Genomic DNA, 23,777 nt, shown 5'->3' on the forward strand with positions numbered 1-23,777 from the left:
GCTGGAGGAAAAAAGATGCGACATCCATTAGTTATGGGTAACTGGAAGCTGAACGGCAGCACTCACATGGTCAACGAACTGATCGCGGGTCTGCGTAAAGAGCTCAGCACCGTTGACGGCTGTGGCGTAGCGATTGCACCACCTGCTCTCTACCTCGATCAGGCTAATCATCAACTGGCTGGCAGCCGCATCGCACTGGGCGCGCAGAACGTTGACGTGAACCTGTCTGGTGCCTTCACTGGTGAAACTTCTGCCGACATGCTGAAAGACATCGGTGCGAAATACATCATCATCGGCCACTCTGAGCGCCGCACCTACCACAAAGAAAGCGATGAATTCATTGCGAAGAAATTTGGCGTGCTGAAAGACGCAGGCCTGATTCCGGTGCTGTGCATTGGCGAAACTGAAGCAGAAAACGAAGCAGGCCAGACGGAAGCCGTGTGTGCACGTCAGCTGGACGCCGTGCTGAACACGCTGGGTGCGAAAGCATTTGAAAACACCGTTGTCGCCTACGAACCTGTATGGGCTATCGGTACCGGCAAATCCGCGACCCCTGCGCAGGCGCAGGCCGTTCACAAATTCATCCGTGACCACATCGCCAAGCAAGATGCCGCGGTTGCTGAACAAGTGATCATCCAGTACGGCGGTTCTGTGAATGCAGCGAATGCTGCCGAGCTGTTCACCCAGCCGGACATCGACGGCGCGCTGGTTGGCGGTGCTTCACTGAAAGCCGACGCCTTTGCCGTTATCGTGAAAGCCGCAGCCGACGCTAAACGTGGCTAAGCGTTTATAGCAAACGGACGGACACGCGTTCGTCCAATCAAAAAGCCGGTTCGCGCTATCGCGCCAACCGGCTTTTTTTATGGCGAGCAGAGCACGCTTTACTCTTCTTCTCTGCCGCGTCAGTTAACGGCTCAAACGTTACTTCACCGCAGGGATTTGCTGCGTAATGCAGTGAATATTTCCCCCACCCAGCAGGATTTCCCGCGCAGGCACGCCGCTAATCAGGTAGCCAGGGAACATCTGTTGTAGCAGATCGCGTGCAACGTCATCCGTCTTCTCATCCAGCAGCGGGAAAATAATCTGCTGGTTGCTGATCAGGAAATTCACATAAGACCCCGCCAGACGCGAACCGGCAAGGCGTTCAACGGCATCGCCGCTGTCCACGCCCTGTGCTTCCTCTTTGGTTGCATACAGCGGGCCGGGTGCCGGCAGTTTCCAGATTTTCAGCTCACGGCCTTGCGCATCCCGCGCGGCCGACAGCACCTCATAGGCCGCAACGGAGCGAGCATACTGCGGATCGTTTTCGTCATCCGTCCAGTGCAACGCCACTTCGCCGGGACGCACGAAGCAGCACATGTTATCGATATGGCCGTCGGTTTCGTCGTTGTACACGCCCTCTTCCAGCCAGATAATCGTCGAGATGCTGAGGTAATCACGCATCAGCTGTTCGATTTCTGCCTTACTCAGATGCGGGTTACGGTTCGGATTGAGCAAGCATTCCGCTGTGGTCAGCAATGTGCCTTCACCATCGACATGGATCGAGCCGCCTTCCAGAATCAGCGGCGCGGCATAGCGCGCAGCCTGATGATAGTCCAGCACCTGTGCCGCGACTTTCTCATCCTGACGCCAGTCTTCATACAGACCGCCCAACTCGCCGCCCCAGGCGTTGAACTGCCAGTCGATGCCCCGACGCTCACCGGCCTGATTCAGCACGATGGTTGGACCGGTATCGCGCATCCAGGCGTCGTCGCTTTCCATTTCCACCAGCGTGACGTTCACCGGCATCACTTGTTGCGCATCCGCCATGTAGCGTGCAGGCACGCCCATGATCACCGGCGTATTCTGAGCGATAGCTTCTGCCACGCGCGCGAACGTTTTTTGCGCCGGAATGCCTTGTTCGCGCCAGTTGTCAGTGCGATACGGCCAAATCATCCACACGGCATCATGCGGCGCCCATTCGGCGGGCATCGCAAAACCATCCTGATGCGGCGTCGTGAGAGAGGAAGTTGCTGGCTGTGACATGACTTATCTCCAGGTCTTGCCGTCAGAAGTGGCGATCGTGCCGTACATGTCCGGACGACGGTCGCGGAACAGGCCCCATGACGCACGCTGTGCAGCAATGGCTTCTAAATCAAATTCATGCACCAGAATCGCTTCATCCGTCTTATTGGCCTGTGCCAGCAACGCACCAGTTTGGTCGGCAATGAAGGACGAGCCGTAGAACGTCATTTCCAGACCGTCGATGTATTTGCTGGCTTCTGTACCAATACGGTTAGATGCGATCACTGGCACGAGATTCGCCGCAGCGTGACCTTGCTGAACACGAGTCCAGTGCGGCTGGCTGTCGATATCCGGGTAAGCAGGTTCGGAACCAATCGCGGTCGGATAGAAAATCAGCTCTGCGCCCTGCAACGCCAGGCTGCGTGCGGTTTCCGGGAACCACTGATCCCAGCAAATGCCCACGCCGATTTTTGCGTAGCGCGTCTGCCAGACTTTAAAACCGGTATCGCCCGGAATGAAGAATTGCTTCTCCTGATACGCCGGACCATTCGGAATATGTGTTTTGCGGTAAACGTCCAGCACGGTGCCGTCCGCGTCAATCATCACCAGCGAGTTGTAATAGGCGTTATTGGCACGCTCAAAGAAGCTCAACGGCAGCACCACGTTCAGCTCCGCCGCCAGTGCGGAAAAATGCTTAATCAGCGGGCTGGTTTCCAGCTCCTGTGCCAGCGCATAATGCTCTGGGCTTTGATCGATACAGAAATACGGTGCGGCAAACAGCTCCTGAATCAGGATAACCTGCGCGCCTTTTGCATGCGCTTGTCGCACCAGTTTTTCGGCGTTTTCAATGTTCTTAGGCAGATCCCAGGAACACGCCATTTGTGTTGCGGCAACGGTAACTTTTTTCATGCGAAAACCTCAATAATAACGATATATACCCGCCCTTTCTTACCGGCAAGTATCGGCAATAAGTGTTTCTCTCGGTCACGATTATGCATCGGCGCTAACCTGCGCGGCCTTAACGAGTGTAGGCCAACACACCTGCGCATGCCCAATAGGAATATCCTGTTAAGGTATTGACCGAAAATGACATGCGCATTATGCCAGTTAATCACAGCACTTCACTATGCTGAAAATGCACGATCTCGCGTGGCGGACAGAAAAGAAAAACCGCCTTTTCCACGGCGGTTTCTATCGATGATTAAGATTGAGAGAAAGCGGTAGGCAGCAGCATCAGGCTTCAACAGCATCCGCCTGATGTAGCGCCTGACTGACCGCTTGTCGTTGCTCCAACAATGCAGTGCTGGTTCGGTCACGAGGATAAGTGAGGTTTATCGGTATAATCCTGCTAATCCGGCCGGGTCGAGGCGACATCACCACCACCCTGTCCGCCAGAAAGACGGCTTCCTCCACATCGTGTGTCACCAGCAGGATCGTCAAATCCGTTTGCTGGCGTATCTCCGCCAGACGCACCTGCAACTGCTGTTTGGTCAGCGCATCCAACGCACCGAAAGGTTCATCCAGCAAGAGAATTCGCGGCGTCGACACCAGCCCCCGGGCGATCGCCACGCGCTGTGCCATTCCGCCCGACAGCTGGTGCGGCCACGCGGCGGCAAAGCCTTCCAACCCCATCATCTGGAGATAGTGCGCAATACGGCGCGTCACTTCCGCAGGAGAAAGATTGAGGTTGAGCATACCGAGGCGAATATTGTCCGTCACGGTGAGCCACGGAAACAGGCGCGGTTCCTGGAACACCAGACTGACATCATCAGGAATACCGCGCACAGGCCGTTCGCCAATCAGAATGCGCCCACGTTCCGTGGTATCAATCCCGGCCGCCAAACGCAGCAGCGTCGATTTACCACAGCCGCTGGCGCCGATGACCGCAACCAGTTCGCCCGCCTGCAACGACAGATCGATGTCCTGTAACACCGTCAGCGGTGCGCCGTTGACGGTAAAATGTTTAGTAATGTGCTGAAAATGCAGGGACATAGATTCTCCGTTAACAGTCACGCAAAACGCCAGCGGGTCAGCCGCCGTTCAGACAAGGTAATCAATCGGGAAAACAGCGCGGCCACCGCGGCAATCAGCACCACGCCCGCCATGATGCGATCGGATTCAAGCAGCTGCTGTGCGCGAATCATCATGCCGCCCAGCCCTTCTCCCGACGGCATGAAATACTCCGCGCCAATCGCCCCCGTCCACGCATGCATCAGCGCCAGCCGCAGGCCGGAAAACAGCGGTGGCAACACGCTGGGCAGTATCAGTGTGCGAAGCGTCTGCGTCGGCGTCAGACGCAGCACCTGCGCCACTTCCAATAGCGCAGGGGGAAGCTGGGCAATCCCCTGACGGGTTGCCAGCATCACGGGAAAGAACGCCGCCACGGCGATAAACACGATTTTGGCGATCTCCCCTAACCCGAACCAGGCCGTAATCAGCGGCAGCCAGGCGAATAGCGCCACGCAGCGCAGCGCGGACAGCGCCGGATTAAACAACCTGTCGGCGATGCGCCAGCCGCCGAGCACCGCGCCGACCAGCACGCCGATCGCACTGCCCAGTACAAAGCCCTGTAGCGCACGCAGCAGGCTGGCATGGAGATCGGCCGACAGCCCGCCCTGAACCAGCCCCGTCCACAACGCGTCGATCACGCGACTCGGCGCAGGAAGAAAAGCCACATTCACCCACGCGTACGTGCTGCTAACCTGCCACAGCACAACCAGTAACGCTGGCGCTAACCAGGGCGTCAGCGACAGGCTCGGCAACGCATGGCCCAAGCTATCGCGACCCAGCACCGGTGCAGGCCAGTGAATCCAGCGACGCTCCAGCTTCAGCAGCACACGCTCTCCGGCAAATCCCAGGATTCCAATGATCAGAATGCAGACGAACACTAAATCCAACATGAACAGCTGGCGGCTTTGCACCAGCAGATAGCCCAGCCCTTCGCTGGATGCCAGCAGCTCAACCGCAATCAAGGCGACCCATCCGGTAGAAAACGCCAGCCGAATGCCCGTCATCACATAAGGCAGCATCGCAGGCAGAATCAGGTAGCGCAGGAAAGCGGCAGGCGGTAAACGCAGGCTACGTGCCATTTCATGCAGCTTTTGCGGCGTCTGTTGAATGCCGGCACACGTGTAGAGCGTCACCGGCACCGTCACCGATTTCACCAGCACTACCAGCTTCAGCGCCTCGCCGATGCCCAGTGACAGCATCAAGAGTGGAATCCAGGCCAGCGTCGGGATCTGCGCGATAACGGTGAACAACGGCATAAATAGCGCATTCAGCCGCCGATTCAGACCGAAGAGACTACCGAGCACCAGACCCAGCGCGATCCCCCCGCTAAAGCCAATCACCAGCCGCAGCAGACTGATGGGCAACTGGTGAATCAGCTCCTCAGGGATAAAAGCCCGTGCGCTATCAATGACCGCCAGCGGCGAAGGCAGGATCTGTTCAGACATCCACCCGTGACGACTGGCAAGCCACCAGCCGACGAGCACCAGCAGCGGCACAACCAGAGACACGACTAACGCAGAGTATCCCGCCGACAGCGCAGCGGCTGTCAGCGAAGCATCAGGGGCGGAGCGTATCCGCAGCGGGTATTTGGGCATCATGATCGTCGGTATCCCGCGGCGTTATTTTTGCGTCAGCAGGGAAAGACGGGTAATCCCCGCCTGCTCGACATCAGCCAGCAGCGCGGCGACAGCACCGTAACTCGCGTCTTTATCTGCCTGCACCTGCACCACCAGCTCCGCATTACCCGCTTTAGCCTGTTGCAGACGCGGCACCAGCTGTTCACGCGCCAGATTCTCTTTATTGATGAACACTCGCTGCTCGCCATCAATGCTAATCACCACCGGATCGGCACGGTCAGCGGGTGCCACCGCCGACGTTTTTGGGAGCTGAATCGGAATGGCATTGGTCAACATCGGCGCGGTAACAATAAACACCACCAGCAGCACCAGCATGACGTCCACGAGCGGCGTGATATTCATTTCACTCATGACGTCTTCATCATTACGCGAGGTAAACGCCATATCAGACCACCTCTCTCAGGTTCTTCACGGAGAAAGCGGCGGCCGATGGCTCCGCGCTAGTATGAAACGCGTTGACGTGAAAATCGTGCGCCTGCATCACGCTGTAGACATCATGGGCGAAGTCGTCCATGTCTGCGACAGCCAGCTTGAGGCAGCGTAAAAAGTAGTTGTAAATCAGCACCGCAGGAACAGCGACGGCAATCCCGATTCCGGTCGCAATCAGCGCATTACCAATCGGCCCTGCGACGGTATCCAGGCTGGCAGAACCAGAAAGTCCAATCTCCTGCAACGCCGCCATAATCCCCCAGACGGTACCAAACAGGCCGATAAACGGCGATGTACTGCCGATACTGGCCAGAACCGCCAGCCCGCTTTCCAGCGAACGACGTTCACGCTGAATCTGCTGTTGCAGCGCACGTTCAACCCGATCGGGCAGATGAATATTCAGCGCAAGCTGTCCGCCAATACGTTCCGGCGCTTTAACGGCAGCCAGCGCCAGATTGGCGAGTGAACCGGGCTGTCTGGCGCTGGTTTCCGGCGTCTGGCTGATGTCATTCTGCTGCCAGAAGGCCGCGCGGAAACGCCGATCGCGCCGCTGTGCCCGCCCGTACTGGACAAATTTCAGTAGCCCCAGCCCCCAGGTGACGAGAGAAAACAGCAGCAATAACAGAATCACTGCGCCTTCCGCAGAAAAAAGCTCAATGTGTCCAAGCGTCATAACCAATACCTCATGAGTTCAGCGAAAAATCGACGGGAACAACCACCCAACCGCTAACCGGCTGATTGCCGCGGCGCGCCGGAACGAAAGACCAGCGCAGCACCGTGTTTCTGGCGGCATCGTCCAACGAGGGGTAGCCGCTTGATTGATGAATCCGAATGGTTTGCACCTTGCCGTCGGCACGTACCTGCACATTCAGGAGTACGGTGCCTTCATAACCGCGGCTAATTGCCACATCGGGATAAGACGGCGCGGGATTATGCAGATAGTCAGCATTAGCCAGCGGCGGCGTGAGCGGCGCGTCAACGGGCTGCGCGACGGCCTGTTGCGTCACCGACGCGGGCGTTATTGGGGCCGTTGCCGATACGGCTTCCGCCTGAGGTTTTGGCGTCGGCGCAGGTGGGGTCTTTTTCACGGCGACCTTTTTCGGCGCTGGCTCAGGCTTTTTCTCCGGTACTTTTCTCTCAGGTTCTTTTTTTTCAGGTTCCAGCGGCAATAGCGCATTATCATCCACCGGCTTGTCCGCGATGGACGGCGTAGGTTCAGGCGGTGGCGCCACAACGTCAGGTTCAACAGGCTGGGATTGCAATACCGGCTCTGCAACCGCCGCAACCAGTTCGACGCTGACAGGCTGTGGTCGGGCGGGCACCGTAACGGGCGGTGTCGACGCGCGGCTGAACAACGCCAGCACCGCCGCGTGCAACAGCAATGTCGCTATCACCGCCAGCCAACGTTCCGGTCGGGACGACACCGTCGTATTCAACGTCGGTACGCGCTGCTGCACGACGCCACTCACCCGGCTGGCGTGCGGCGTCGGCTCCGGTGGATAAGACCGGGATCCTGACACCGCTCCCGCATAGAGTAATTCCGTCATAATAAGTGCTCCTGACCGTGTCTATATCTACCCGTCATACTTCACATCGCAGACGTCATGAATAAAGAATCTAAAATAGTGCGGGAATAATCGATTCTTCCCGCACGCTTAATAAAGTCAACGTATGTATCTGTATATCGATATCTATTTCATCGGAAAGAGAATGATGCCCATTGCCTACCGACAAACTAAAGGCAATAAAGCCCAACAGGCTAATGCATAGTTGGAATAGTTTTTTTTCGTTCGCTGCATAGCGATGAAATAAGCGATGAATACTGATTTAGCTATTTACTAAAAATAATAATGCTTTTTTTGTATTAGTCAGTTTATTGCCAAGCCTTTAAATGTGTTTCTGCAACAAGATGACGCCGCGCTAAATCGGCGCAATAACAACATTTATATTCGCACACTCACATTCAAACATTTCATCACTGACGGGTAACATAATGACGACATTAGGACGAAAATGGTTAGTGACCGGCTTATTGGCAATGGGTATGGCCTGGTCAGGCATCGCATCGGCTATCACCGAAATTCGTATTGCCGCACCGGACATCGGCGCAGGCACAAAACCCAGTGGCGGCGGCCTGCTTGACGTCATTCACAGCCAGAAGCTGCTGGAGCGCGAGTTTGGCAAAGACGGGATCAGCGTCCGCTGGACGTTTATTAAAGGCGCAGGCCCCGTCATCAACGAAGCGTTTGGCAACCATCAGGTTGACGTGGCCTACCTCGGGGATTTAGCCAGCATTATCGGCCGTGCGCGCGGGCTGGATACACGCGTGATCGCCGTGGCATCACGCGGCATCAATCACTATCTGGCGGTGGCGAAAGGTTCCGGTATTGAGAAAATCGCCGATCTGAAAGGTAAACGCATCGGGATCTTTCGCGGAACAGCAGGTGAGCTTTCGTTCGTCAGCGCGCTCGATTCACAGGGCCTGAAGCCTTCTGACGTGAAGCTGATCAATCTCGATTTCGCAGCGGCCAGCGCGGCGTTAGCCGCTGGACAGATTGACGCTACCTGGGGCGGCAGCAATACGCTCTCGTTGCGGGATAAAGGGCTGGCGGACATTCCGCTGTCGAGCCGTGACCTGGGCGGTGCAGGCCAGCTCAGCGGCTTCCTGCTGGTGGATGAGAAATTTGCCAAAGGCAACGAGGATATTCTGCGCCGCTTAGTTAAAGTTCAACGAGAGGCGGCAAACTGGGCCAGCGATGCTAAAAATAAAGATGAATTTATTCAACTCTTAGCCACCCAGTCAGGCTACCCGGAAAATATATTACGCGTCGAATGGGACACATTACCGCCATTATCTGAGCGTCTTTCACCCGAATTAGATACCGCCTATGTGGATAAATTAAAACGCGCAGTAAAACTGGCCTATGAATCACGGCTTATTCGGCAACCTTTTGATGTCGATAAATGGCTGGATGATTCTTACCTGAAAGCCACCCAATAATTTATTTCCCCCAAATATTATAGCCCGCGTATTGCCGTGACATTCACGGCAATCGGCAGCTTATTGACTCCATTTGGAAGAAGCTATGTATTTTACAAAACAGCAGAAGTATTTAAAAAAACACCAGCGAAAAATAGCGTCAGGCATTTTAATGAGCTGCGTCTTAACACTCCCCGCGATAGCGCGGGCTGCCGACCCGCAAATCACAACGGATAGCCCATCACAACGGATAATACCAGCGACAGAGGCCGCAACCGCCGCTCCCGTCCAGTTGAAACGTGTGAAAGTGAACGCCCAGCGTGCGCCCGTTCAGCCGCCAACCACTCTGGCGTCAGTGATCGATGGCAAAACGCTTGAAGAAGAACGGATATATCGCTTTGAAGAGCTATCGCAGCTGGTGACAGGACTGGATGTCGATACGGTCGATGTGATGGACACCACCGTGACCATTCGCGGGATCGGCGACGGCGGTGAGAGCGGGACGAATATCGGTATGCCGGGCAGCGTAGGGCTGTTTGTCGATGGCGTTTACTTATCCCGCCCCGGCGTCATCTCTAATGACTTACTGGATATCGACAGCACCCGCGTATTGAAAGGCCCACAAGGGGCAGCCTACGGCTTTAACACCACCGGCGGCGCTATTGATATTCGCACCCGCAAACCGACCTTCACCCCTGAATATTCACTGGAGCAATCTTTCGGGCAGCGTGGCTATCTGCAATCCAAACTGATGGCGTCCGGGCCACTCAGCGACCACTGGGCAGGACGCATCAATCTGTCGCGCACGGAACGCGGTGGAAACGTCACGAATATCGAAAACGGCCATAAGCTGGGAGGCAGCACCAATAACGGCGTGCGCGGCCAGCTGCTTTATCAGCCTAATGACAGCTTTAGCCTCAGAATCACCGGCGACTACAGCGATTCCACTCAGCGTCCGGTCTCGGTGCTGGTGAGCGCAACCGACGATTTTCGCACCCGTGCGCAGCAGACTGGCCTCAAGGTCGTCGGCGGTCGCCAGGTCGCCATGGATGACGAGAATGTTATTCGTGTTGCGCAAGGCGGCGGCTCGGTAGAGGCCAATTGGAGGCTGAAAAACGGCTATAGCGTCAATTCGCTGTCGTCACTGCGCTATTTCCGCGTATTACCCAGCACGGCGGATAACTGGAACATTCCGCTCTATCACGACAGCGGCGCTGACGTGCGCGATCGCGTCTGGTCACAAAGTTTTTGGCTGGATTCGCCCAAAGGCAATACCTTCGATTATTCAGTGGGCGTCGATTACTGGGGAGAGAACCTTGATACCGAGGCAAACAGTCGCTACTACAACGACAACCGCGTACGGACATGGGTAGGAAATGGCTATCAGGGCATTAACGTTCAGCGCTTTGGCACGCTGGATGACACCGTTTATTCCATCTATGGCCGCGGAACCTGGCATGCCGCCGATAAACTGGATGTGATTGTCGGCCTGCGCCAGACCTATGAGAAAAAGGAGGGGACATTTGTTCGCAAAAACCGCGCCACCTTTGACTCTGGCCCGCTCTCGCAAACCAACCGCCTGCCCTCTGGCTCTATCAGCCTGAACTGGTTCGCGGCACCGAATGTCACTCCCTACGTCACGCTGGGCTACGGGGAAAAATCCGGCGGCCTGAACGTGTCCTCCGGTGCCGCACGACAGCTGGGCATCGATTCGCTGTACGTCGATCCCGAAAAAACCCGTTCGGCGGAACTGGGGGTCAAGACTCATTGGCTACAGCGCAAAGTGGAATGGAATACCGCGCTGTTCTGGAGCGTCGTCGAAGATTTCCAGAACAATGCCTATGACGAGGAAACAGATACCAGCTATCTGATTAACGCCGGAAAATTCCGTTCACGCGGCGGCGAAACCCAACTGACGCTGCGCCCCATTGACGGGTTGAGTATCAGCCTGGCCGGTACCGTTCTGGATGCCCGCTACCTGAATTTCCCTAACGCCCGCTGCCCGGCAGAAATCTCCGCCGTCTCATGTGATATGTCAGGAAAACGCGTCTTTAAATCCCCCACGCTGAGCTACAACACGCGCGTGCGCTATCAATGGGATACGCCGAATAATCTGCAAGCCTCGGTTTCCGGCCAATGGTCATGGCGAAGCTGGGCCTACGGCACGCTCGACGATTCCGAATACAACCGTATTCCAGCATATGGCGTCCTGAACCTGTCTAGCGGGCTGAGCGGCAAGCAAGGCGACAACCGCTGGAACGTCTCGCTGTGGGTAAAAAATGCGCTGGATAAAAACTACTACCGCTCCGTCAGAGGTTCCAGCGCCACAACGGGCGTGATTGGCGAACCGCGTATGGTCGGGATATCGGTCGGCTACGATTTCAAGGGCTAATGTCATGGACAAGATGACCTACTCACGCCGACGTTTCCTGCGCGACAGCACGCTGCTGGCGTTGTCGGCACCGTTCTGGAAATCTGCGCACGCCGCCGCGCCGCTTGCCGCGACCTCTGCCTACGCTGGCGAATCGGCACCGCAGGTCGGCCTGCGCTGGCTAGATGGGCAGCGGCCTCTCGCCTTCACTGGCGTGACCTGGGGCGTCGCCTGGCCGCAGGGGGCAATACGCAGCGACAGTGGTTTTCAGTTACATGATGCGCAACAGCGAGCTTATGACCTGCAAAGCTGGCCGCTGGCTCGCTGGCCGGACGGCTCGATTAAATGGTCGGCGCATGCGCTGGGCGGCGACATTCCGCCGGAAGACGGGCTAACGCTGCGGCCAACAGCCAAAGCAGAGAAACCATTGGCTTCCGGGATGGTCAGCGAGCATGACCACGGCTGGACGGTGGATACTGGCCGCATTCGCTGCGTGATTCCACGCTCCGGCTCTCTCCTGATCGAAGAAATCTGGCGGGATAATCGGCTGGCGTTAACCAACGGCAGGCTAGTGTTGCGCATGCAGCGAGGAGCGGAGACGGATAGCACGCTGACGCAGGACGCGTATCAGGGCATGATCGACACGGTCACGGTGGAGCAAAACGGGCCGCAGCGGACGGTGATTGCGCTACGCGGTACGCACCATGCACAGCAGCAGGGGCGGACGCACATCCCCTTTATTATCCGTATCTATAGCTATGCGAACACCGACTCGCTGCGTGTCCTACACACCCTGATTTATGACAACGATGACGACCTCGTTAGCCTAAAAGGACTTGGGCTGGCGTTTGATGTTCCGTTACAGGGGGAGTTGCACGATCGCCATGTCCGTTTCGTTTCCGATCAAGGCGGACTCTTTCGTGAGGCGGTACGCGGCCTGAGCGGGCTACGTCGCGATCCCGGCGCGGCCGTTATCGCGGCGCAGTTGGCGGGGCAAGCTACGCCGCCGATCGCGGATTTTTCACCGGAGGTCGGGAAAAGGCTGGATTATATTCCCGCGTTTGGCAGCTACCGCCTGACGCAGCACCATCCCGACGGTTTCCAGATACACAAACGCACCGCAACCGGACAGGGCTGGTTGCTGTCCGCCACCGGAGAACGGGCGGCGGGCGTCGGCTATCTGGGCACGCCGAAAGGCGGCGTGGCGTTCGGCATACGCCATTTCTGGCAGAGTTATCCGGCCTGTCTGGAAATCGACAATGCTCACACCGACGTGGCGACCGTCACGCTCTGGCTGTGGTCGCCGTGGGCGGAACCGATGGATATGCGTTTTTACCATGACGGATTGGGTCAGGATACCCATGACAAACAGCGCGAAGGGCTGGCGATCACCTACGAAGATTACGAACCGGGCTTCGGTTCGGCGGTCGGCGTGGCTCGCACCAGCGAACTGTTTATTGATGTACTACCCGCGACGCCAGACGCGGAAGATCTGGTGAATCGGGCGCGACGCATGCAACAACCGCCGTTGCTGGTGGCAGGGGCTCAGGATCTGCACCGCGCGCAGGCGTTTGGCCCACTGTGGGCCCCCGCCTCTTCCTCTTCTGCCACCGCGCCAGCCCGAATTCGGCTGGAGAAACAACTGGATGCGTATTTCGACGTCTACCAGCAGGAGGTCGAACAGCGCAAATGGTACGGTTTTTGGGATTTCGGCGACGTGATGCACACCTATGACAGCGACCGTCACGTCTGGCGCTACGATGTGGGTGGCTACGCGTGGGATAACTCGGAGCTCAGCACCGATCTGTGGCTCTGGTATTACTTTGTGCACAGCGGGCGCGCCGAGGCGTTTCGCATGGCAGAAGCCATGACGCGCCACACGGGCGAGGTGGACGTACACCATTTGGGACGCTTCAGTCCGCTGGGGTCGCGGCACAATGTCCGCCACTGGGGCGACAGTGCCAAACAGCTGCGTATTTCTACCGTTGCTAACCGCCGTTTTCTCTACTACCTCACCGCCGATGAGCGCATCGGTGAACTGATGGATGAACAGGTTGAGGCACTGCGTACACTCGGCACCGTCCTGCCCGGCCGCAAGATCGGCCAGACGCATCCCGATAACCCAAACCATATCAGTCTGGGTTTCGGCACCGACTGGGGTGCCGTCGCTGCCGCGTGGCTCACAGCGTGGGAACGCCATGGCGACCCATCGATGCGCGAACGCTTGCTCAACAGCATGCAGACGCTGGCCAGCCAGCCGCACGGTTTTTTCACTGGCAACGCCGCCATCGATCCCGACACCGGCCGCTTTCTTCCCGCGCCTGCGGATCAAGTAGAAATTTCACACCTGAGCGCGGTTTTCGGTCTGACGGAAATCTGTAGCGAGCTGGTTGAAGCGTTGCCTGACCCTGCGTTTACCCGCGCGTGGCTCGACTACTGCCGACTGTATAACGATCCCGTTGCGCTAAGCGCAGCCGTGGGTAAAACGGTGAAAAAGCTCAATCTGGCTCAGGGACATGCCCGACTGACTGCCTTTGTCGCACGACGGTTGAACGATCGTGCGCTGGCACAGCGCGCCTGGGCAGAGTTCACCACTGGCAGCGGCGGCATCGCTCATCCAACTCTCGAACAGCGGCGCTTAACACCTCCGACCGTTCTCTATCCGATCAATGAACCCGTGATCGATTCCACCATTGATAAACATTCCGGCAGCACCGCGGCCGCCAATCTGGCGACCAACGCCGTTGCCCAGTGGGGATTAACGGCCATCGCCCTGCTGGCCTTGCTGGATGACATTCCCTCTTCTTAATGCCGCCACCCGGCGGCACGCTACAGGACATCACCATGACTGACCCAGGCTGTACTGAAAACACGCTCCTCCTGTCACCGCAGGCAGACGACACACATGACATTATTGATTCGCCACACCGTTCAACGTTTATCTGGTCCACGGATTCAGCCGGTCAGCCGTTGCGCTGGCAAGTGGAGCAGGAAGATCCTGAGCGCACGGCGATCCAGACAACGCCAGAACAGCTGACGCTGGAAAGTGCCGCCGGGCTGACGATCTGGCTAGACACCCCACTATCTGGCACCTATCGCATCGCCTTCACGCGCGAGGTTTTAGTCGCGGATCGTCCCTACGACCGCGTATCCGACCTGAATCAATTCTGGGCCGCGCGCGACCTGCACCACCCGAACCTGTTTACCCGGTACGGCAAGCTCAACGAATATGACAGCCTGAATCTGTACTATGTCGGAATGGGCGGTAACTGGAACAGCACCACACGCTTTCGGTATTACGATGGTCACGGCGAGCGCCTGCTGCTCGGCGAATACACCGATGCCGCACACCTGCTGCGCCCTCATCATCGCTATCGCATCGTGATTGAGGTAGATCGGCGGGAAACGCGTTTTTGGGTCGACGATATACTCTATTTCCACGCCAGCTATCCGAATACGCCTGCCCCCGGCTATTTCGGCTTTCGGACGGTGTTATCGCGTCAGGAAATCAGCGAGTTCAGCATCACTCCGCTGTAAGCGCCGCTGGCGTACCGTGCAGGTCGCTGTCGACCTGCACAAACGTGTCGATCAGCTTGCGTGCCAACAGAGACAGACGGGCATCCGCCAGATAAATAATGCCGTAGTGGGTATAAAATTCGTCGGTGTTGTCGTCCAGGCCCGCAATCTTCAACATATGAATGCCGTGCCGATCGGGCTCGTTGAAATGGTTGGTTGTCCCGATGGCGTCCGAATGGCGTACCACATCCAGCAGACTGTAGCCATTCTCACACTCAATGCTGGTGCGAATATCCAGTTTACCGCTCAGTTGTACCAACGCACGGTGCAGGTTAGGCGGGCGGATCGTTGCCGCCAGCGGGTAGGAAAAGAACTGCTCGACGGTAATCTCTTCCTGCACCGCCAGCGGGTGCCCGCTGCGGCAGCAAAATCCCCAACGATGCTGGCTCAGCGGCTGTACCCGGTAGCGGGTATCGAATTCAAAGTTGCGCATATCCGCCACGATAAAATCCAGCTCTTCAGCCATCAACCGATGGCCCAGTGCCTGCCAGTTATCAACGCGAAAGACCATCCGCACCTTTGGGTAATGTCGCGAGAAGGTTCCGATCACCTGCGGCATAAGCCAGGCGGCAGGGGCCGGGCCACAGCCAAAATTCACTTCGCCCGCCTCTTTCTCATTGAACTGTTGGATATCGTTAAACAGATCGTGCGTCTGATTAATCAGGCGGCGCGCATGTTCCAGCACCACCAACCCTTTCGGCGTCGGCTCCAGCTGATTCATACGATCGATCAGGCGCGTGCCGATGGTCTGTTCCAACGACTGAATACTGCGGCTAAAGGCAGATTGGGAAAGCTTCATCGCCTGTGCTGCCGACGTAAAATTTCGATGTTCAATCAGAGCAATAAAGTGCCGCAGTTGGCGAAGATCGATGTTCATAGCAGCCATCGGCGTGTCATCAGGACGGAAGTAACGGGCAGGCTAGCAGGTCTAATCGTGCAGAAAAAATAATAAAACCGATGTTTATATGCTCACCAGTTATATATGTAGCGCGGTCTCTTACACATCAATCCAGAGGCATCGCGAGTTTTGCCGTTATCCGGCGTAAAAAATTATGCTGAGGAGATAGCGGGCTTAGGATGAGCCGCAGGGACGCGGCTCAAGCTTGCGCCACGTCGGACAAAAACGTCAGAGACGTTTTTGAACAGCACTCGTGCTGGCCCGAAGGGCGAGCCCCGTTTATGGGGCGAGTAAACGTGTCGCAAGCGGTCCGTTAAGCCAGATACCGACGAAGGCACCGCGTAGCGGCATAATTCGCGCCAAAAGCCAAGGGGTCACGGGGCGAGCGGCGCTTAAGCCGCCCCGTGTCGGGCGCATGCTACGAGGTAGCATGAAAATAACGACATTACCGCGCACGAAACTATCTCAACATCTGCATAAAAATGGACGAAGAGATAGAGCGTATCAACTCGTGGATCAGAACAGTTTTTTCGCTGTATCCAGCCAGTCGCCTTTGAAAGGACGCTTCATGTTCTCAATAGCATCAACGATGTCGTGGTGCACCATTTTCTCATTCTGGATACCGACACAGCGGCCGCCGTAGCCCTGCTGTAGCAGTTCAATCGAGTAGGCACCCATACGTGAAGCCAGAATACGGTCGTAGGCAACCGGCGAACCGCCGCGCTGAATGTGGCCGAGTACGGTCGCACGGGTTTCGCGCCCCGTTTCTTTTTCAATGTATTTCGCCAGTTCGTCGACGTCGCACACCAGTTCGGTGATCGCCACAATCGCGTGTTTCTTGCCTTTTTCGATGCCCGCTTTGATTTCGCAGACCAGATCTTCCGGGCTGAACGGCACTTCTGGCAGAACGATGAACTCACAGCCGCCGGCAATCGCCGCCGCCAGCGTCAGATCGCCGCAGTGGCGTCCCATGACTTCAACAATGGAAATACGCTGGTGTGAAGAGGAGGTATCGCGCAGGCGGTCAATCGCTTCCAGCACAGTTTCCAGCGCGGTAAAGTAGCCGATAGTGTAGTCCGTACCCGCAACGTCGTTATCGATCGTGCCGGGCAAGCCGATACAAGGGAAACCCATTTCGGTCAGACGCTTGGCACCCATATAGGAACCGTCACCGCCGATAACGACCAGCGCATCCAGACCGCGTTTCTTCATGTTCTCTACGCAGACCTGACGCACCGCTTCATCACGGAACTGTGGGAAACGCGCGGACCCCAGAAACGTACCGCCACGGTTAATCACATCCGATACGCTGTAGCGATCCAACTGCTCCATGCGATCTTCGTACAAGCCCTGATAACCATCATAAATGCCGTAAACTTCCAGCCCTTCCGTTAGTGCAGCGCGAACCACACCACGAATTGCCGCATTCATACCTGGTGCATCGCCACCGCTCGTCAACACTCCGATTCTTCTAATCATGACAACCTCTGGACTTGTAGATGTAATTTTGCAGGATTCTTCTATCGTAAATTCACCGCCACCGTGACACGGCAGCAACGCCTTATTCTTTTATTAGCATATTATAACAAACACCCGAAGCTGAATTGATTCAGGTCAGGCTAAATTGTGCATAAATTTTCATGGCCTATCACGTTTTTAACATAAAATGCTGAAACTCGGCCGACTATACCGTCAACCTGCCACGCTGATTTTCCGGCACAACGGAAACTGGATCCTGGTGGATAATAATATCGGCACCCGGAAACTGTTTAAGTAATGCCTGCTCCAGCTCGTCTGCAATTTGATGGGCCTGAACCAGCGGCAGTGCATCATCCATTTCCAGATGCAGTTGAATAAAGCGTGTTGGGCCAGAACGTCGGGTACGCAACGCATGTGCGCCGCGAATGCCCGGCCAGTTCACGATAACCTCAGCAATCGCACGGTGCTCGTCATCCGGCAGCGCCCGATCCAGCAACGACTGCACGGCGTCATACCCCATGCGCAACGCGCTATATAAAATATAGCCGCCGATACCCAGAGCAAACAGCGAGTCGGCGCGCGTAACGCCTTTCCAACTGAGCGCTAACGCCACCAGAATCGCGCCGTTCATCAACAGGTCGGACTGATAATGCAGCATATCCGCACGTACCGCCTGACTGTGCGTACGCTTCACGACCCAACGCTGGAACGATACCAGCAGCAGCGTGGCCACGAGCGCAATGAGTGTCACCCACACGCCCACTTCCGGCGCGTGCAGCGTCTGCGGTTCCAGCGAGTGTTGCAGCCCCGTCAGAATCAGGAACAACGCCGAACCAGAGATAAACATGCTCTGCGCCAGCGCGGCCAGCGATTCCGCCTTACCGTGGCCGAACGCATGTTCAGTATCCGCTGGCTGCAACGAGTAGCGTACCACCAGCAGGTTCACCAGCGACGCGGCGATATCCACCAGCGAATCAACCAGCGACGCCAGCAGGCTCACCGAACCAGTGTGCCACCAGGCAAACACTTTCATTATGAACAGCACCAGCGCCACGGCGGTTGCGCTCACTGCTGCCAGCGTCACCAGACGCGCATAGTGTGGATTCATCATGCCCTCACGTAACACGGATGCCCTTGCGAAAAAAGTGCTTGGGTAATGCCCTGCATTCAGCTCGTTAATGACGTTTTTAACACACGAGAATAGCGAACAAACGTCAAAATACAGCATACCGTCGCCAGCATCGCCATCGCCGCACCGATGAAGCCGATGTCAGGCAGGCCTAAATGGATAATAACCTGATTGCCCAGCAGCGCACCGCCGCCGATCCCAATGTTATAAATCCCTGAGTAGAGCGCCATCGCCACGTCGGTGGCATCCGATGCCAGCGTCAGCACCTTGACCTGCATCCCCAGGCTCAGCGCCATAATGGCGATGCCCCAGACGATACACAGCGTTGACAGGCTCCAGCCGCTAAATGACAACGGCAGCAGTAACAGCAAACATACCGCCAGAAACGCGAAAGAGACAATCAGAAAGCCCGCCGGATACTTACTGCTGTAACGGCTGAACAGCATGCTACCAATGATTCCGGCGCCGCCAAAAATCAGCAGCAATATGGTCGTGAAGTTCTCACTCAACAACGCCACTTTCTGGATAAACGGCTCAATATAACTGTAGGCGGTAAAATGCGCCGTCACGATCATAACGGTCAGGCCGTACACGCACAGCAACGCCGGGCGCTTAAGCAGGAGAGGCAAACTCTTCAATGAACCGGAATTGCTGCTCGGCAACACGGGCAACAGTTTCATCAGACCCAGCATAATCCCCGCAGCGATCAGGCCAATAAGGACAAACGTCACACGCCAGCCCAGATACTGCCCGACCACACGCCCCAGCGGTAACCCCAGCACCAGCGCCAGCGCCGTACCGGTCGCCAGCAAGCTTAATGCCTGCGCCTTTTTGTCCGCAGGTGCCAAACGTACCACCAGCGATGCCGTAATTGACCAGAACACCGCGTGAGCCAGCGCCACGCCGATACGAGCGATCACCAACACCCAATAATTCCAGGCCAGACCGGACAACACATTGCTGACGGCGAACAGAATAAAGATTTTGATCAGCAGGCTACGTCGTTCCATATCACTGGACATCAGCATGCAGGGCAGCGACATCAGCCCGACCACCCACGCGTAAATCGTAATGATCAGCCCAACCTGCGCGGCGCTCATGGAAAAGCTGGCGGCGATGTCTGACAGCAGCGCAACAGGGGCAAACTCAGCGGTGTTAAAAATAAATGCCGCCAGAGAAAGGCTGACGACGCGTAACCAGGCGGTCGAACGGGAAGAACGGGTCATGGTATTGATATCAAAAGTTAAAATAAAAGAATGCGCCCCCTGTCGTGGCAGAGGCTAACGCGATGGAGCAATGGTACAGGGAAAGTATGACATCGCCGTGTAATCGGCGAGCGGCCAAGGGTGTTTCAGCGTGCTTTTATGAGGATGTCAGCCAAAAGCCTGAAGACAGGTAAGGGAACATTCATGAGCATCATTTTTGGTGCTCATATTCTACGCTTTACCGCTCCCTTACGCTGTCTTTTTTCGTGCTCTTCTTAACTCAGTTTTTATCCTGTTCTCTGTCGGGAAAGCATGGATTGCTTCAAGAGATTTTGCGGTGTACTACGGGCTTTAACTATTGTGTTTATACAATAAAACCGCCTCATTGGGAGATCGTTAAGCCTGTTTCATACGTTCGCTAAGCGTTTCAACAATAAACGTATTCACTGAAATTTGACGTTCAGCGGCTGCAATGGTCAGTCGTTCTCCGAATGATTCAGGATAACGGAGAGTGAACGTTTTCACCTTCTCTTCACGTTCGTAAGGTTCAATGCCATTTTCCTGACAGTCTTCCAGATATTCACGTAGCGAAATTTCGCCCTCGTTTCTCAGCCCATTAATACTGTCGGCGACAAAATCACAGTAGCCAGATAAACCAATAAACTTACCGCGAAACATACCGATTTCCGGTACATAGCTGATAATGGCCGGTTGGCCGGAAACAACCATCGTATTTGGTGTGTTAAGTGTTTTAGTCATGGTTTTACTCCTATACTTTCCAACCATTCACGCAGGTTAACCAGTGCGCCTTTATCAGTATCCGGTGACGGGTGAGGACGATGGAATCGGGCGATACTCCCATTCAATAAAAATCGCACCCGTGACCCGCTACCTTCCTTAATTTCACCACCTAACGCAGTGATGAGTGACTCAACATTTGACCATTTAACACCTGAAAGCACGGGTGTCTTGAAAATTTGGCTCAGCGTTTCTCGCTGCTTTTTTCGTAGACTGGCTAGTTTTCCCTGCATTGCCGATTCCATGATGTCATTTTTTGAAGTCATTATAGACATCACTATTATGAAGTCAAATCATGAAGTCAATCACGTTATCGACGTTAAAAAAGGCAAAAAAAACCCTCCATCATGGAGGGCAAAAAGACAGGGATGGTGTCTATGGCAAGGAAAAACAGGGTGTGTACCTACTACACATTACTACTCGGACTGCACTACGTTTACTACAGACTACTTACTACACTAGCGCTACTACTCGGGATTGCTTGTCGTGCCTGGTGATGGCGCGGCCATCTGGTTAAACATGGATACCTGCTGCTGCATCTCTTTCATGCGTTGCTTATGCTTCAGCTCTAATATTTCTTTCTGCGCTGGCGTCAGCAGGTTATACATTTGGTTGCGCACTCGGGTCATCTGAATCTGACGCTCAATCTGCACACTCATCATTCGGGTTATCTGCGCTCGCACCGCCGCTTCATCAAATGTTTCTGCCGTCACCAACTTGTGCATGGCTTTAACATCTTCGGCATTAAACGCCGGTTTGTCCTGACGACTCTGGTGCATCAAATCACGCATTTGCTGGCGCTGTTGCTCAGTCAGCCTCACGCCATCGAACATACCTTGCTGGCCGGATACACCTTTTGTGGCGGAATCATCGATATGCCAGCCGCTCGCCGGGGCGTCTCCACTTTCTGCTGCAAAGGCGGTAAAAGTGCCTAACATAAGCAGTGAAGCAAGAGATAAGGTTGCGAACTGTTGCATCGATAACTCTCCAGAGCGGTACGTCATTTTGTGAATCAATGAGCAGGAGTCTACGCATCTTGCTGCAAACATGCGTCAGAGGATGTAAAACTACGTAAAGTCATGGAATAGCGCTAATCTATGTCGTATTTTGCCCTTGGAGGTAGAGAAAACATGAATAAAATTCTGCTGGTTGATGACGATAGAGAGCTAACGGCTTTACTGAAAGAGTTGCTCGAAATGGAAGGTTTTAACGTCGTTGTCGCCTACGACGGCGAGCAGGCGTTACAGGTATTAGATAGCTCCATCGACCTGTTATTACTGGATGTGATGATGCCGAAGAAAAACGGTATCGATACATTAAAAGAACTACGACAGCAGCATCAAACACCGGTCATTATGCTGACCGCCCGCGGCAGTGAATTAGACCGCGTTCTTGGTCTGGAGCTAGGTGCAGATGATTACCTGCCGAAGCCCTTTAACGACCGGGAACTGGTCGCGCGGATTCGCGCGATTCTCCGCCGTTCCAACTGGACCGATCAACAGCAGGCGGGTGATAACAGCGCGCCGACGCTGGAAGTCGATGGCCTGCGTCTGAACCCCGGACGGCAGGAAGCCAGCTTTGACGATATCGTGCTGGATCTGACAGGCACCGAGTTTACGCTGCTCTATCTGCTGGCACAGCGGCTGGGACAGGTGGTTTCCCGTGAGCATTTAAGTCAGGAAGTGTTGGGGAAACGGCTGACACCGTTTGACCGCGCGATCGATATGCATATCTCAAACCTGCGACGTAAATTGCCAGAACGCAAGGACGGTCTGCCCTGGTTTAAAACGCTGCGTGGACGAGGCTATCTGATGGTATCGGCTGCATGATCAACAGTTTGACCGCCCGTATTTTTGCCATTTTTTGGTTAACACTGGCGCTGGTTCTCATGCTGGTTCTGATGGTGCCCAAGCTGGACTCGCGCCAGCTTACTGCCCTGCTGGAAAACGAGCAGCGGCAGGGCATCATGCTGGAACAGCACATTGAAGCAGACCTTGCCAACACGCCCGCCAACGATCTGCGCTGGTGGCTACGGCTGTTCTGGGTGTTGGAGAAGTGGGCTCCGCCGGGACAGCGCCTTTTTCTGGTCACCAGTGAAGGCCGTATCTTCGGCGTAGAGAAACATGAAACCCCAATTGTGCGTAATTTTATCGGGCTGTCGGATAACGCCGATCACCCGCAAAAGAAAAATTACGGCCGCATTGAGCTTCTCGGCCCTTTTGCGATCCGCGATGGTGATGACAACTACCAGCTTTACCTGATTCGTCCTGCCAGCAGCCCACAGTCAGATTTCATCAGCCTGCTGTTCGATCGCCCTCTACTGCTGTTGATCTTCACCATGCTGATCAGTTCACCGCTGTTGCTGTGGCTCGCCTGGAGTTTGGCGAAACCCGCACGTAAGCTCAAACACGCGGCCGACGAAGTCGCTAAAGGCAACTTACGCCAGCACCCTGAGCTGGAATCCGGCCCACAGGAGTTTCAGGCGACGGGCGTCAGCTTTAACCAGATGGTCAGCGCACTGGAACGGATGGTCACCGCACAGCAACGTCTACTGTCGGATATCTCTCATGAGTTGCGCACGCCGTTGACGCGCTTGCAGCTGGCGACGGCGCTGTTGCGTCGGCGTCAGGGGGAAGGCAATGAGCTGAACCGCATCGAGACGGAAACGCAGCGGCTCGACAGCATGATTAACGATCTGCTGGTGCTCTCACGCAATCAGCACAAGAACGAGCTGACCCGTGAATTCCTGCGTGCCGATGAGCTGTGGGGTAACGTGCTGGACGATGCCGCTTTTGAAGCCGAGCAGATGGGGAAAACGCTGGAAGTACCTTATCCACCGGGGCCGTGGACGCTCTTTGGCAACCCTGCCTCGCTCGACAGTGCGCTGGAAAATATCGTGCGCAACGCGCTGCGCTATTCTCACAACCACATTGAAGTGGCCTTTTCAGTGGATAATCAGGGCATCACCATCAAAGTGGATGATGACGGCCCCGGCGTAAGCCCGGAAGATCGCGAACAGATTTTCCGCCCCTTCTATCGTACGGATGAAGCGCGCGATCGCGAATCCGGCGGCAGCGGCTTGGGCCTCGCGATTGTGGAAACCGCCATTACGCAGCACAAAGGCTGGGTAAAAGCGGAAGACAGCCCGCTGGGCGGGTTACGCCTGATCATCTGGCTACCGCTGCATCAGCGGTAAATCGGACAGGTTCTTTCCGCACCGCCGACGTTTTTTTCTAGCAGACCATACCTTCTCAGGTGCCC

The 23,777-nt window shown here is 55.7% G+C and carries 21 protein-coding genes; 7 read left to right on the top strand and 14 right to left on the bottom strand.

From position 1 onward, the window contains the following. Positions 1–15: 15 nt before the first annotated feature. Positions 16–783 (top strand): triose-phosphate isomerase, encoded by a 768-nt coding sequence (tpiA, locus tag R9X49_RS17330; RefSeq protein WP_319849606.1) that lies wholly within the window; start codon positions 16–18, stop codon positions 781–783. Positions 784–921: 138 nt separating this feature from the next. Here the strand turns inward: tpiA and aguA are convergent, their stop codons facing one another. From aguA to R9X49_RS17365, 7 genes are all read right to left on the bottom strand, one after another. Beyond that, the gene (aguA, locus tag R9X49_RS17335) at positions 922–2,025 is read right to left on the bottom strand and encodes an agmatine deiminase (RefSeq protein WP_319849607.1); all 1,104 of its coding nucleotides are present in this window, start codon (positions 2,023–2,025) and stop codon (positions 922–924) included. A 3-nt stretch (positions 2,026–2,028) separates the two neighbouring features. Continuing rightward, the gene (gene aguB, locus R9X49_RS17340; RefSeq protein WP_205531411.1) at positions 2,029–2,913 is read right to left on the bottom strand and encodes an N-carbamoylputrescine amidase; all 885 of its coding nucleotides are present in this window, start codon (positions 2,911–2,913) and stop codon (positions 2,029–2,031) included. Positions 2,914–3,237: 324 nt separating this feature from the next. Next, positions 3,238–3,996 carry an ABC transporter ATP-binding protein gene (locus tag R9X49_RS17345; protein WP_319849609.1) on the bottom strand — a complete coding sequence of 253 codons (759 nt, stop codon included), beginning with the start codon at positions 3,994–3,996 and terminating at the stop codon, positions 3,238–3,240. A 17-nt stretch (positions 3,997–4,013) separates the two neighbouring features. Beyond that, complete coding sequence (locus R9X49_RS17350; RefSeq protein ID WP_319849610.1) at positions 4,014–5,612, bottom strand: ABC transporter permease; 1,599 nt, start codon at positions 5,610–5,612, stop codon at positions 4,014–4,016. 21 nt (positions 5,613–5,633) lie between these two features. Further along, complete coding sequence (locus tag R9X49_RS17355) at positions 5,634–6,035, bottom strand: ExbD/TolR family protein (protein WP_319849611.1); 402 nt, start codon at positions 6,033–6,035, stop codon at positions 5,634–5,636. A 1-nt stretch (position 6,036) separates the two neighbouring features. Continuing rightward, on the bottom strand, positions 6,037–6,753 hold the full coding sequence (locus R9X49_RS17360) for a MotA/TolQ/ExbB proton channel family protein (protein ID WP_319849612.1): 717 nt from the start codon (positions 6,751–6,753) through the stop codon (positions 6,037–6,039). A gap of 10 nt (positions 6,754–6,763) precedes the next feature. Further along, complete coding sequence (locus R9X49_RS17365) at positions 6,764–7,627, bottom strand: energy transducer TonB (protein ID WP_319849614.1); 864 nt, start codon at positions 7,625–7,627, stop codon at positions 6,764–6,766. A 446-nt stretch (positions 7,628–8,073) separates the two neighbouring features. Here R9X49_RS17365 and R9X49_RS17370 point away from each other — a divergent pair, with 446 nt between their 5' ends. The 4 genes from R9X49_RS17370 to R9X49_RS17385 all read left to right on the top strand — a co-directional run bounded on the left by R9X49_RS17370 (position 8,074) and on the right by R9X49_RS17385 (position 14,968). Beyond that, positions 8,074–9,081, top strand: coding sequence for an ABC transporter substrate-binding protein (locus R9X49_RS17370; RefSeq protein WP_319849615.1), 1,008 nt, complete (start codon positions 8,074–8,076; stop codon positions 9,079–9,081). A gap of 85 nt (positions 9,082–9,166) precedes the next feature. Beyond that, positions 9,167–11,452 carry a TonB-dependent receptor gene (locus R9X49_RS17375; RefSeq protein WP_319849616.1) on the top strand — a complete coding sequence of 762 codons (2,286 nt, stop codon included), beginning with the start codon at positions 9,167–9,169 and terminating at the stop codon, positions 11,450–11,452. A 4-nt stretch (positions 11,453–11,456) separates the two neighbouring features. Then, positions 11,457–14,240 carry a Tat pathway signal sequence domain protein gene (locus tag R9X49_RS17380; protein WP_319849617.1) on the top strand — a complete coding sequence of 928 codons (2,784 nt, stop codon included), beginning with the start codon at positions 11,457–11,459 and terminating at the stop codon, positions 14,238–14,240. Further along, the gene (locus tag R9X49_RS17385) at positions 14,240–14,968 is read left to right on the top strand and encodes a DUF6250 domain-containing protein (RefSeq protein WP_319849618.1); all 729 of its coding nucleotides are present in this window, start codon (positions 14,240–14,242) and stop codon (positions 14,966–14,968) included. Before R9X49_RS17380 ends, R9X49_RS17385 begins: the two co-directional genes overlap by 1 nt. On the opposite strand, the gene R9X49_RS17390 is transcribed toward R9X49_RS17385, so the two are convergent. The 7 genes from R9X49_RS17390 to cpxP form a co-directional block, all read right to left on the bottom strand. Further along, positions 14,955–15,884 (bottom strand): LysR family transcriptional regulator, encoded by a 930-nt coding sequence (locus tag R9X49_RS17390; RefSeq protein WP_319849782.1) that lies wholly within the window; start codon positions 15,882–15,884, stop codon positions 14,955–14,957. The genes R9X49_RS17385 and R9X49_RS17390 overlap by 14 nt on opposite strands. Before the next feature lie 537 nt (positions 15,885–16,421). Next, positions 16,422–17,384 carry a 6-phosphofructokinase gene (pfkA, locus tag R9X49_RS17395; RefSeq protein ID WP_010306854.1) on the bottom strand — a complete coding sequence of 321 codons (963 nt, stop codon included), beginning with the start codon at positions 17,382–17,384 and terminating at the stop codon, positions 16,422–16,424. Positions 17,385–17,589: 205 nt separating this feature from the next. Beyond that, positions 17,590–18,492, bottom strand: a complete 903-nt coding sequence (gene fieF / locus R9X49_RS17400) for a CDF family cation-efflux transporter FieF (protein WP_319849783.1) — start codon at positions 18,490–18,492, stop codon at positions 17,590–17,592. Between the two features lie 59 nt (positions 18,493–18,551). Continuing rightward, positions 18,552–19,739, bottom strand: coding sequence for a sugar transporter (locus tag R9X49_RS17405; protein WP_319849619.1), 1,188 nt, complete (start codon positions 19,737–19,739; stop codon positions 18,552–18,554). 375 nt (positions 19,740–20,114) lie between these two features. Beyond that, positions 20,115–20,477 carry a type II toxin-antitoxin system HicB family antitoxin gene (locus R9X49_RS17410; protein WP_319849620.1) on the bottom strand — a complete coding sequence of 121 codons (363 nt, stop codon included), beginning with the start codon at positions 20,475–20,477 and terminating at the stop codon, positions 20,115–20,117. Then, positions 20,474–20,749, bottom strand: coding sequence for a type II toxin-antitoxin system HicA family toxin (locus R9X49_RS17415; protein WP_319849784.1), 276 nt, complete (start codon positions 20,747–20,749; stop codon positions 20,474–20,476). Before R9X49_RS17415 ends, R9X49_RS17410 begins: the two co-directional genes overlap by 4 nt. Before the next feature lie 234 nt (positions 20,750–20,983). Continuing rightward, positions 20,984–21,493, bottom strand: a complete 510-nt coding sequence (gene cpxP, locus R9X49_RS17420; RefSeq protein ID WP_319849621.1) for a cell-envelope stress modulator CpxP — start codon at positions 21,491–21,493, stop codon at positions 20,984–20,986. A gap of 153 nt (positions 21,494–21,646) precedes the next feature. Here cpxP and cpxR point away from each other — a divergent pair, with 153 nt between their 5' ends. After that, positions 21,647–22,345 carry an envelope stress response regulator transcription factor CpxR gene (gene cpxR / locus R9X49_RS17425; RefSeq protein ID WP_319849622.1) on the top strand — a complete coding sequence of 233 codons (699 nt, stop codon included), beginning with the start codon at positions 21,647–21,649 and terminating at the stop codon, positions 22,343–22,345. Continuing rightward, positions 22,342–23,712: an envelope stress sensor histidine kinase CpxA gene (gene cpxA / locus R9X49_RS17430; RefSeq protein WP_010281575.1), complete on the top strand. Its 1,371-nt coding sequence runs from the start codon at positions 22,342–22,344 to the stop codon at positions 23,710–23,712. Before cpxR ends, cpxA begins: the two co-directional genes overlap by 4 nt. Positions 23,713–23,777 lie beyond the last annotated feature (65 nt).

This window comes from Pectobacterium carotovorum (genome assembly GCF_033898505.1).
Classification (GTDB): Bacteria; Pseudomonadota; Gammaproteobacteria; order Enterobacterales; family Enterobacteriaceae; genus Pectobacterium; species Pectobacterium carotovorum_J.

Coding starts and splice junctions, on each gene's coding strand:
- tpiA (WP_319849606.1), top strand. CDS start 16: ATGCGACATCCATTAGTTATGGGTAACTGGAAGCTGAACGGCAGCACT.
- aguA (WP_319849607.1), bottom strand. CDS start 2,025: ATGTCACAGCCAGCAACTTCCTCTCTCACGACGCCGCATCAGGATGGT.
- aguB (WP_205531411.1), bottom strand. CDS start 2,913: ATGAAAAAAGTTACCGTTGCCGCAACACAAATGGCGTGTTCCTGGGAT.
- R9X49_RS17345 (WP_319849609.1), bottom strand. CDS start 3,996: ATGTCCCTGCATTTTCAGCACATTACTAAACATTTTACCGTCAACGGC.
- R9X49_RS17350 (WP_319849610.1), bottom strand. CDS start 5,612: ATGATGCCCAAATACCCGCTGCGGATACGCTCCGCCCCTGATGCTTCG.
- R9X49_RS17355 (WP_319849611.1), bottom strand. CDS start 6,035: ATGGCGTTTACCTCGCGTAATGATGAAGACGTCATGAGTGAAATGAAT.
- R9X49_RS17360 (WP_319849612.1), bottom strand. CDS start 6,753: ATGACGCTTGGACACATTGAGCTTTTTTCTGCGGAAGGCGCAGTGATT.
- R9X49_RS17365 (WP_319849614.1), bottom strand. CDS start 7,627: ATGACGGAATTACTCTATGCGGGAGCGGTGTCAGGATCCCGGTCTTAT.
- R9X49_RS17370 (WP_319849615.1), top strand. CDS start 8,074: ATGACGACATTAGGACGAAAATGGTTAGTGACCGGCTTATTGGCAATG.
- R9X49_RS17375 (WP_319849616.1), top strand. CDS start 9,167: ATGTATTTTACAAAACAGCAGAAGTATTTAAAAAAACACCAGCGAAAA.
- R9X49_RS17380 (WP_319849617.1), top strand. CDS start 11,457: ATGGACAAGATGACCTACTCACGCCGACGTTTCCTGCGCGACAGCACG.
- R9X49_RS17385 (WP_319849618.1), top strand. CDS start 14,240: ATGCCGCCACCCGGCGGCACGCTACAGGACATCACCATGACTGACCCA.
- R9X49_RS17390 (WP_319849782.1), bottom strand. CDS start 15,884: ATGAACATCGATCTTCGCCAACTGCGGCACTTTATTGCTCTGATTGAA.
- pfkA (WP_010306854.1), bottom strand. CDS start 17,384: ATGATTAGAAGAATCGGAGTGTTGACGAGCGGTGGCGATGCACCAGGT.
- fieF (WP_319849783.1), bottom strand. CDS start 18,492: ATGAATCCACACTATGCGCGTCTGGTGACGCTGGCAGCAGTGAGCGCA.
- R9X49_RS17405 (WP_319849619.1), bottom strand. CDS start 19,739: ATGACCCGTTCTTCCCGTTCGACCGCCTGGTTACGCGTCGTCAGCCTT.
- R9X49_RS17410 (WP_319849620.1), bottom strand. CDS start 20,477: ATGACTAAAACACTTAACACACCAAATACGATGGTTGTTTCCGGCCAA.
- R9X49_RS17415 (WP_319849784.1), bottom strand. CDS start 20,749: ATGCAGGGAAAACTAGCCAGTCTACGAAAAAAGCAGCGAGAAACGCTG.
- cpxP (WP_319849621.1), bottom strand. CDS start 21,493: ATGCAACAGTTCGCAACCTTATCTCTTGCTTCACTGCTTATGTTAGGC.
- cpxR (WP_319849622.1), top strand. CDS start 21,647: ATGAATAAAATTCTGCTGGTTGATGACGATAGAGAGCTAACGGCTTTA.
- cpxA (WP_010281575.1), top strand. CDS start 22,342: ATGATCAACAGTTTGACCGCCCGTATTTTTGCCATTTTTTGGTTAACA.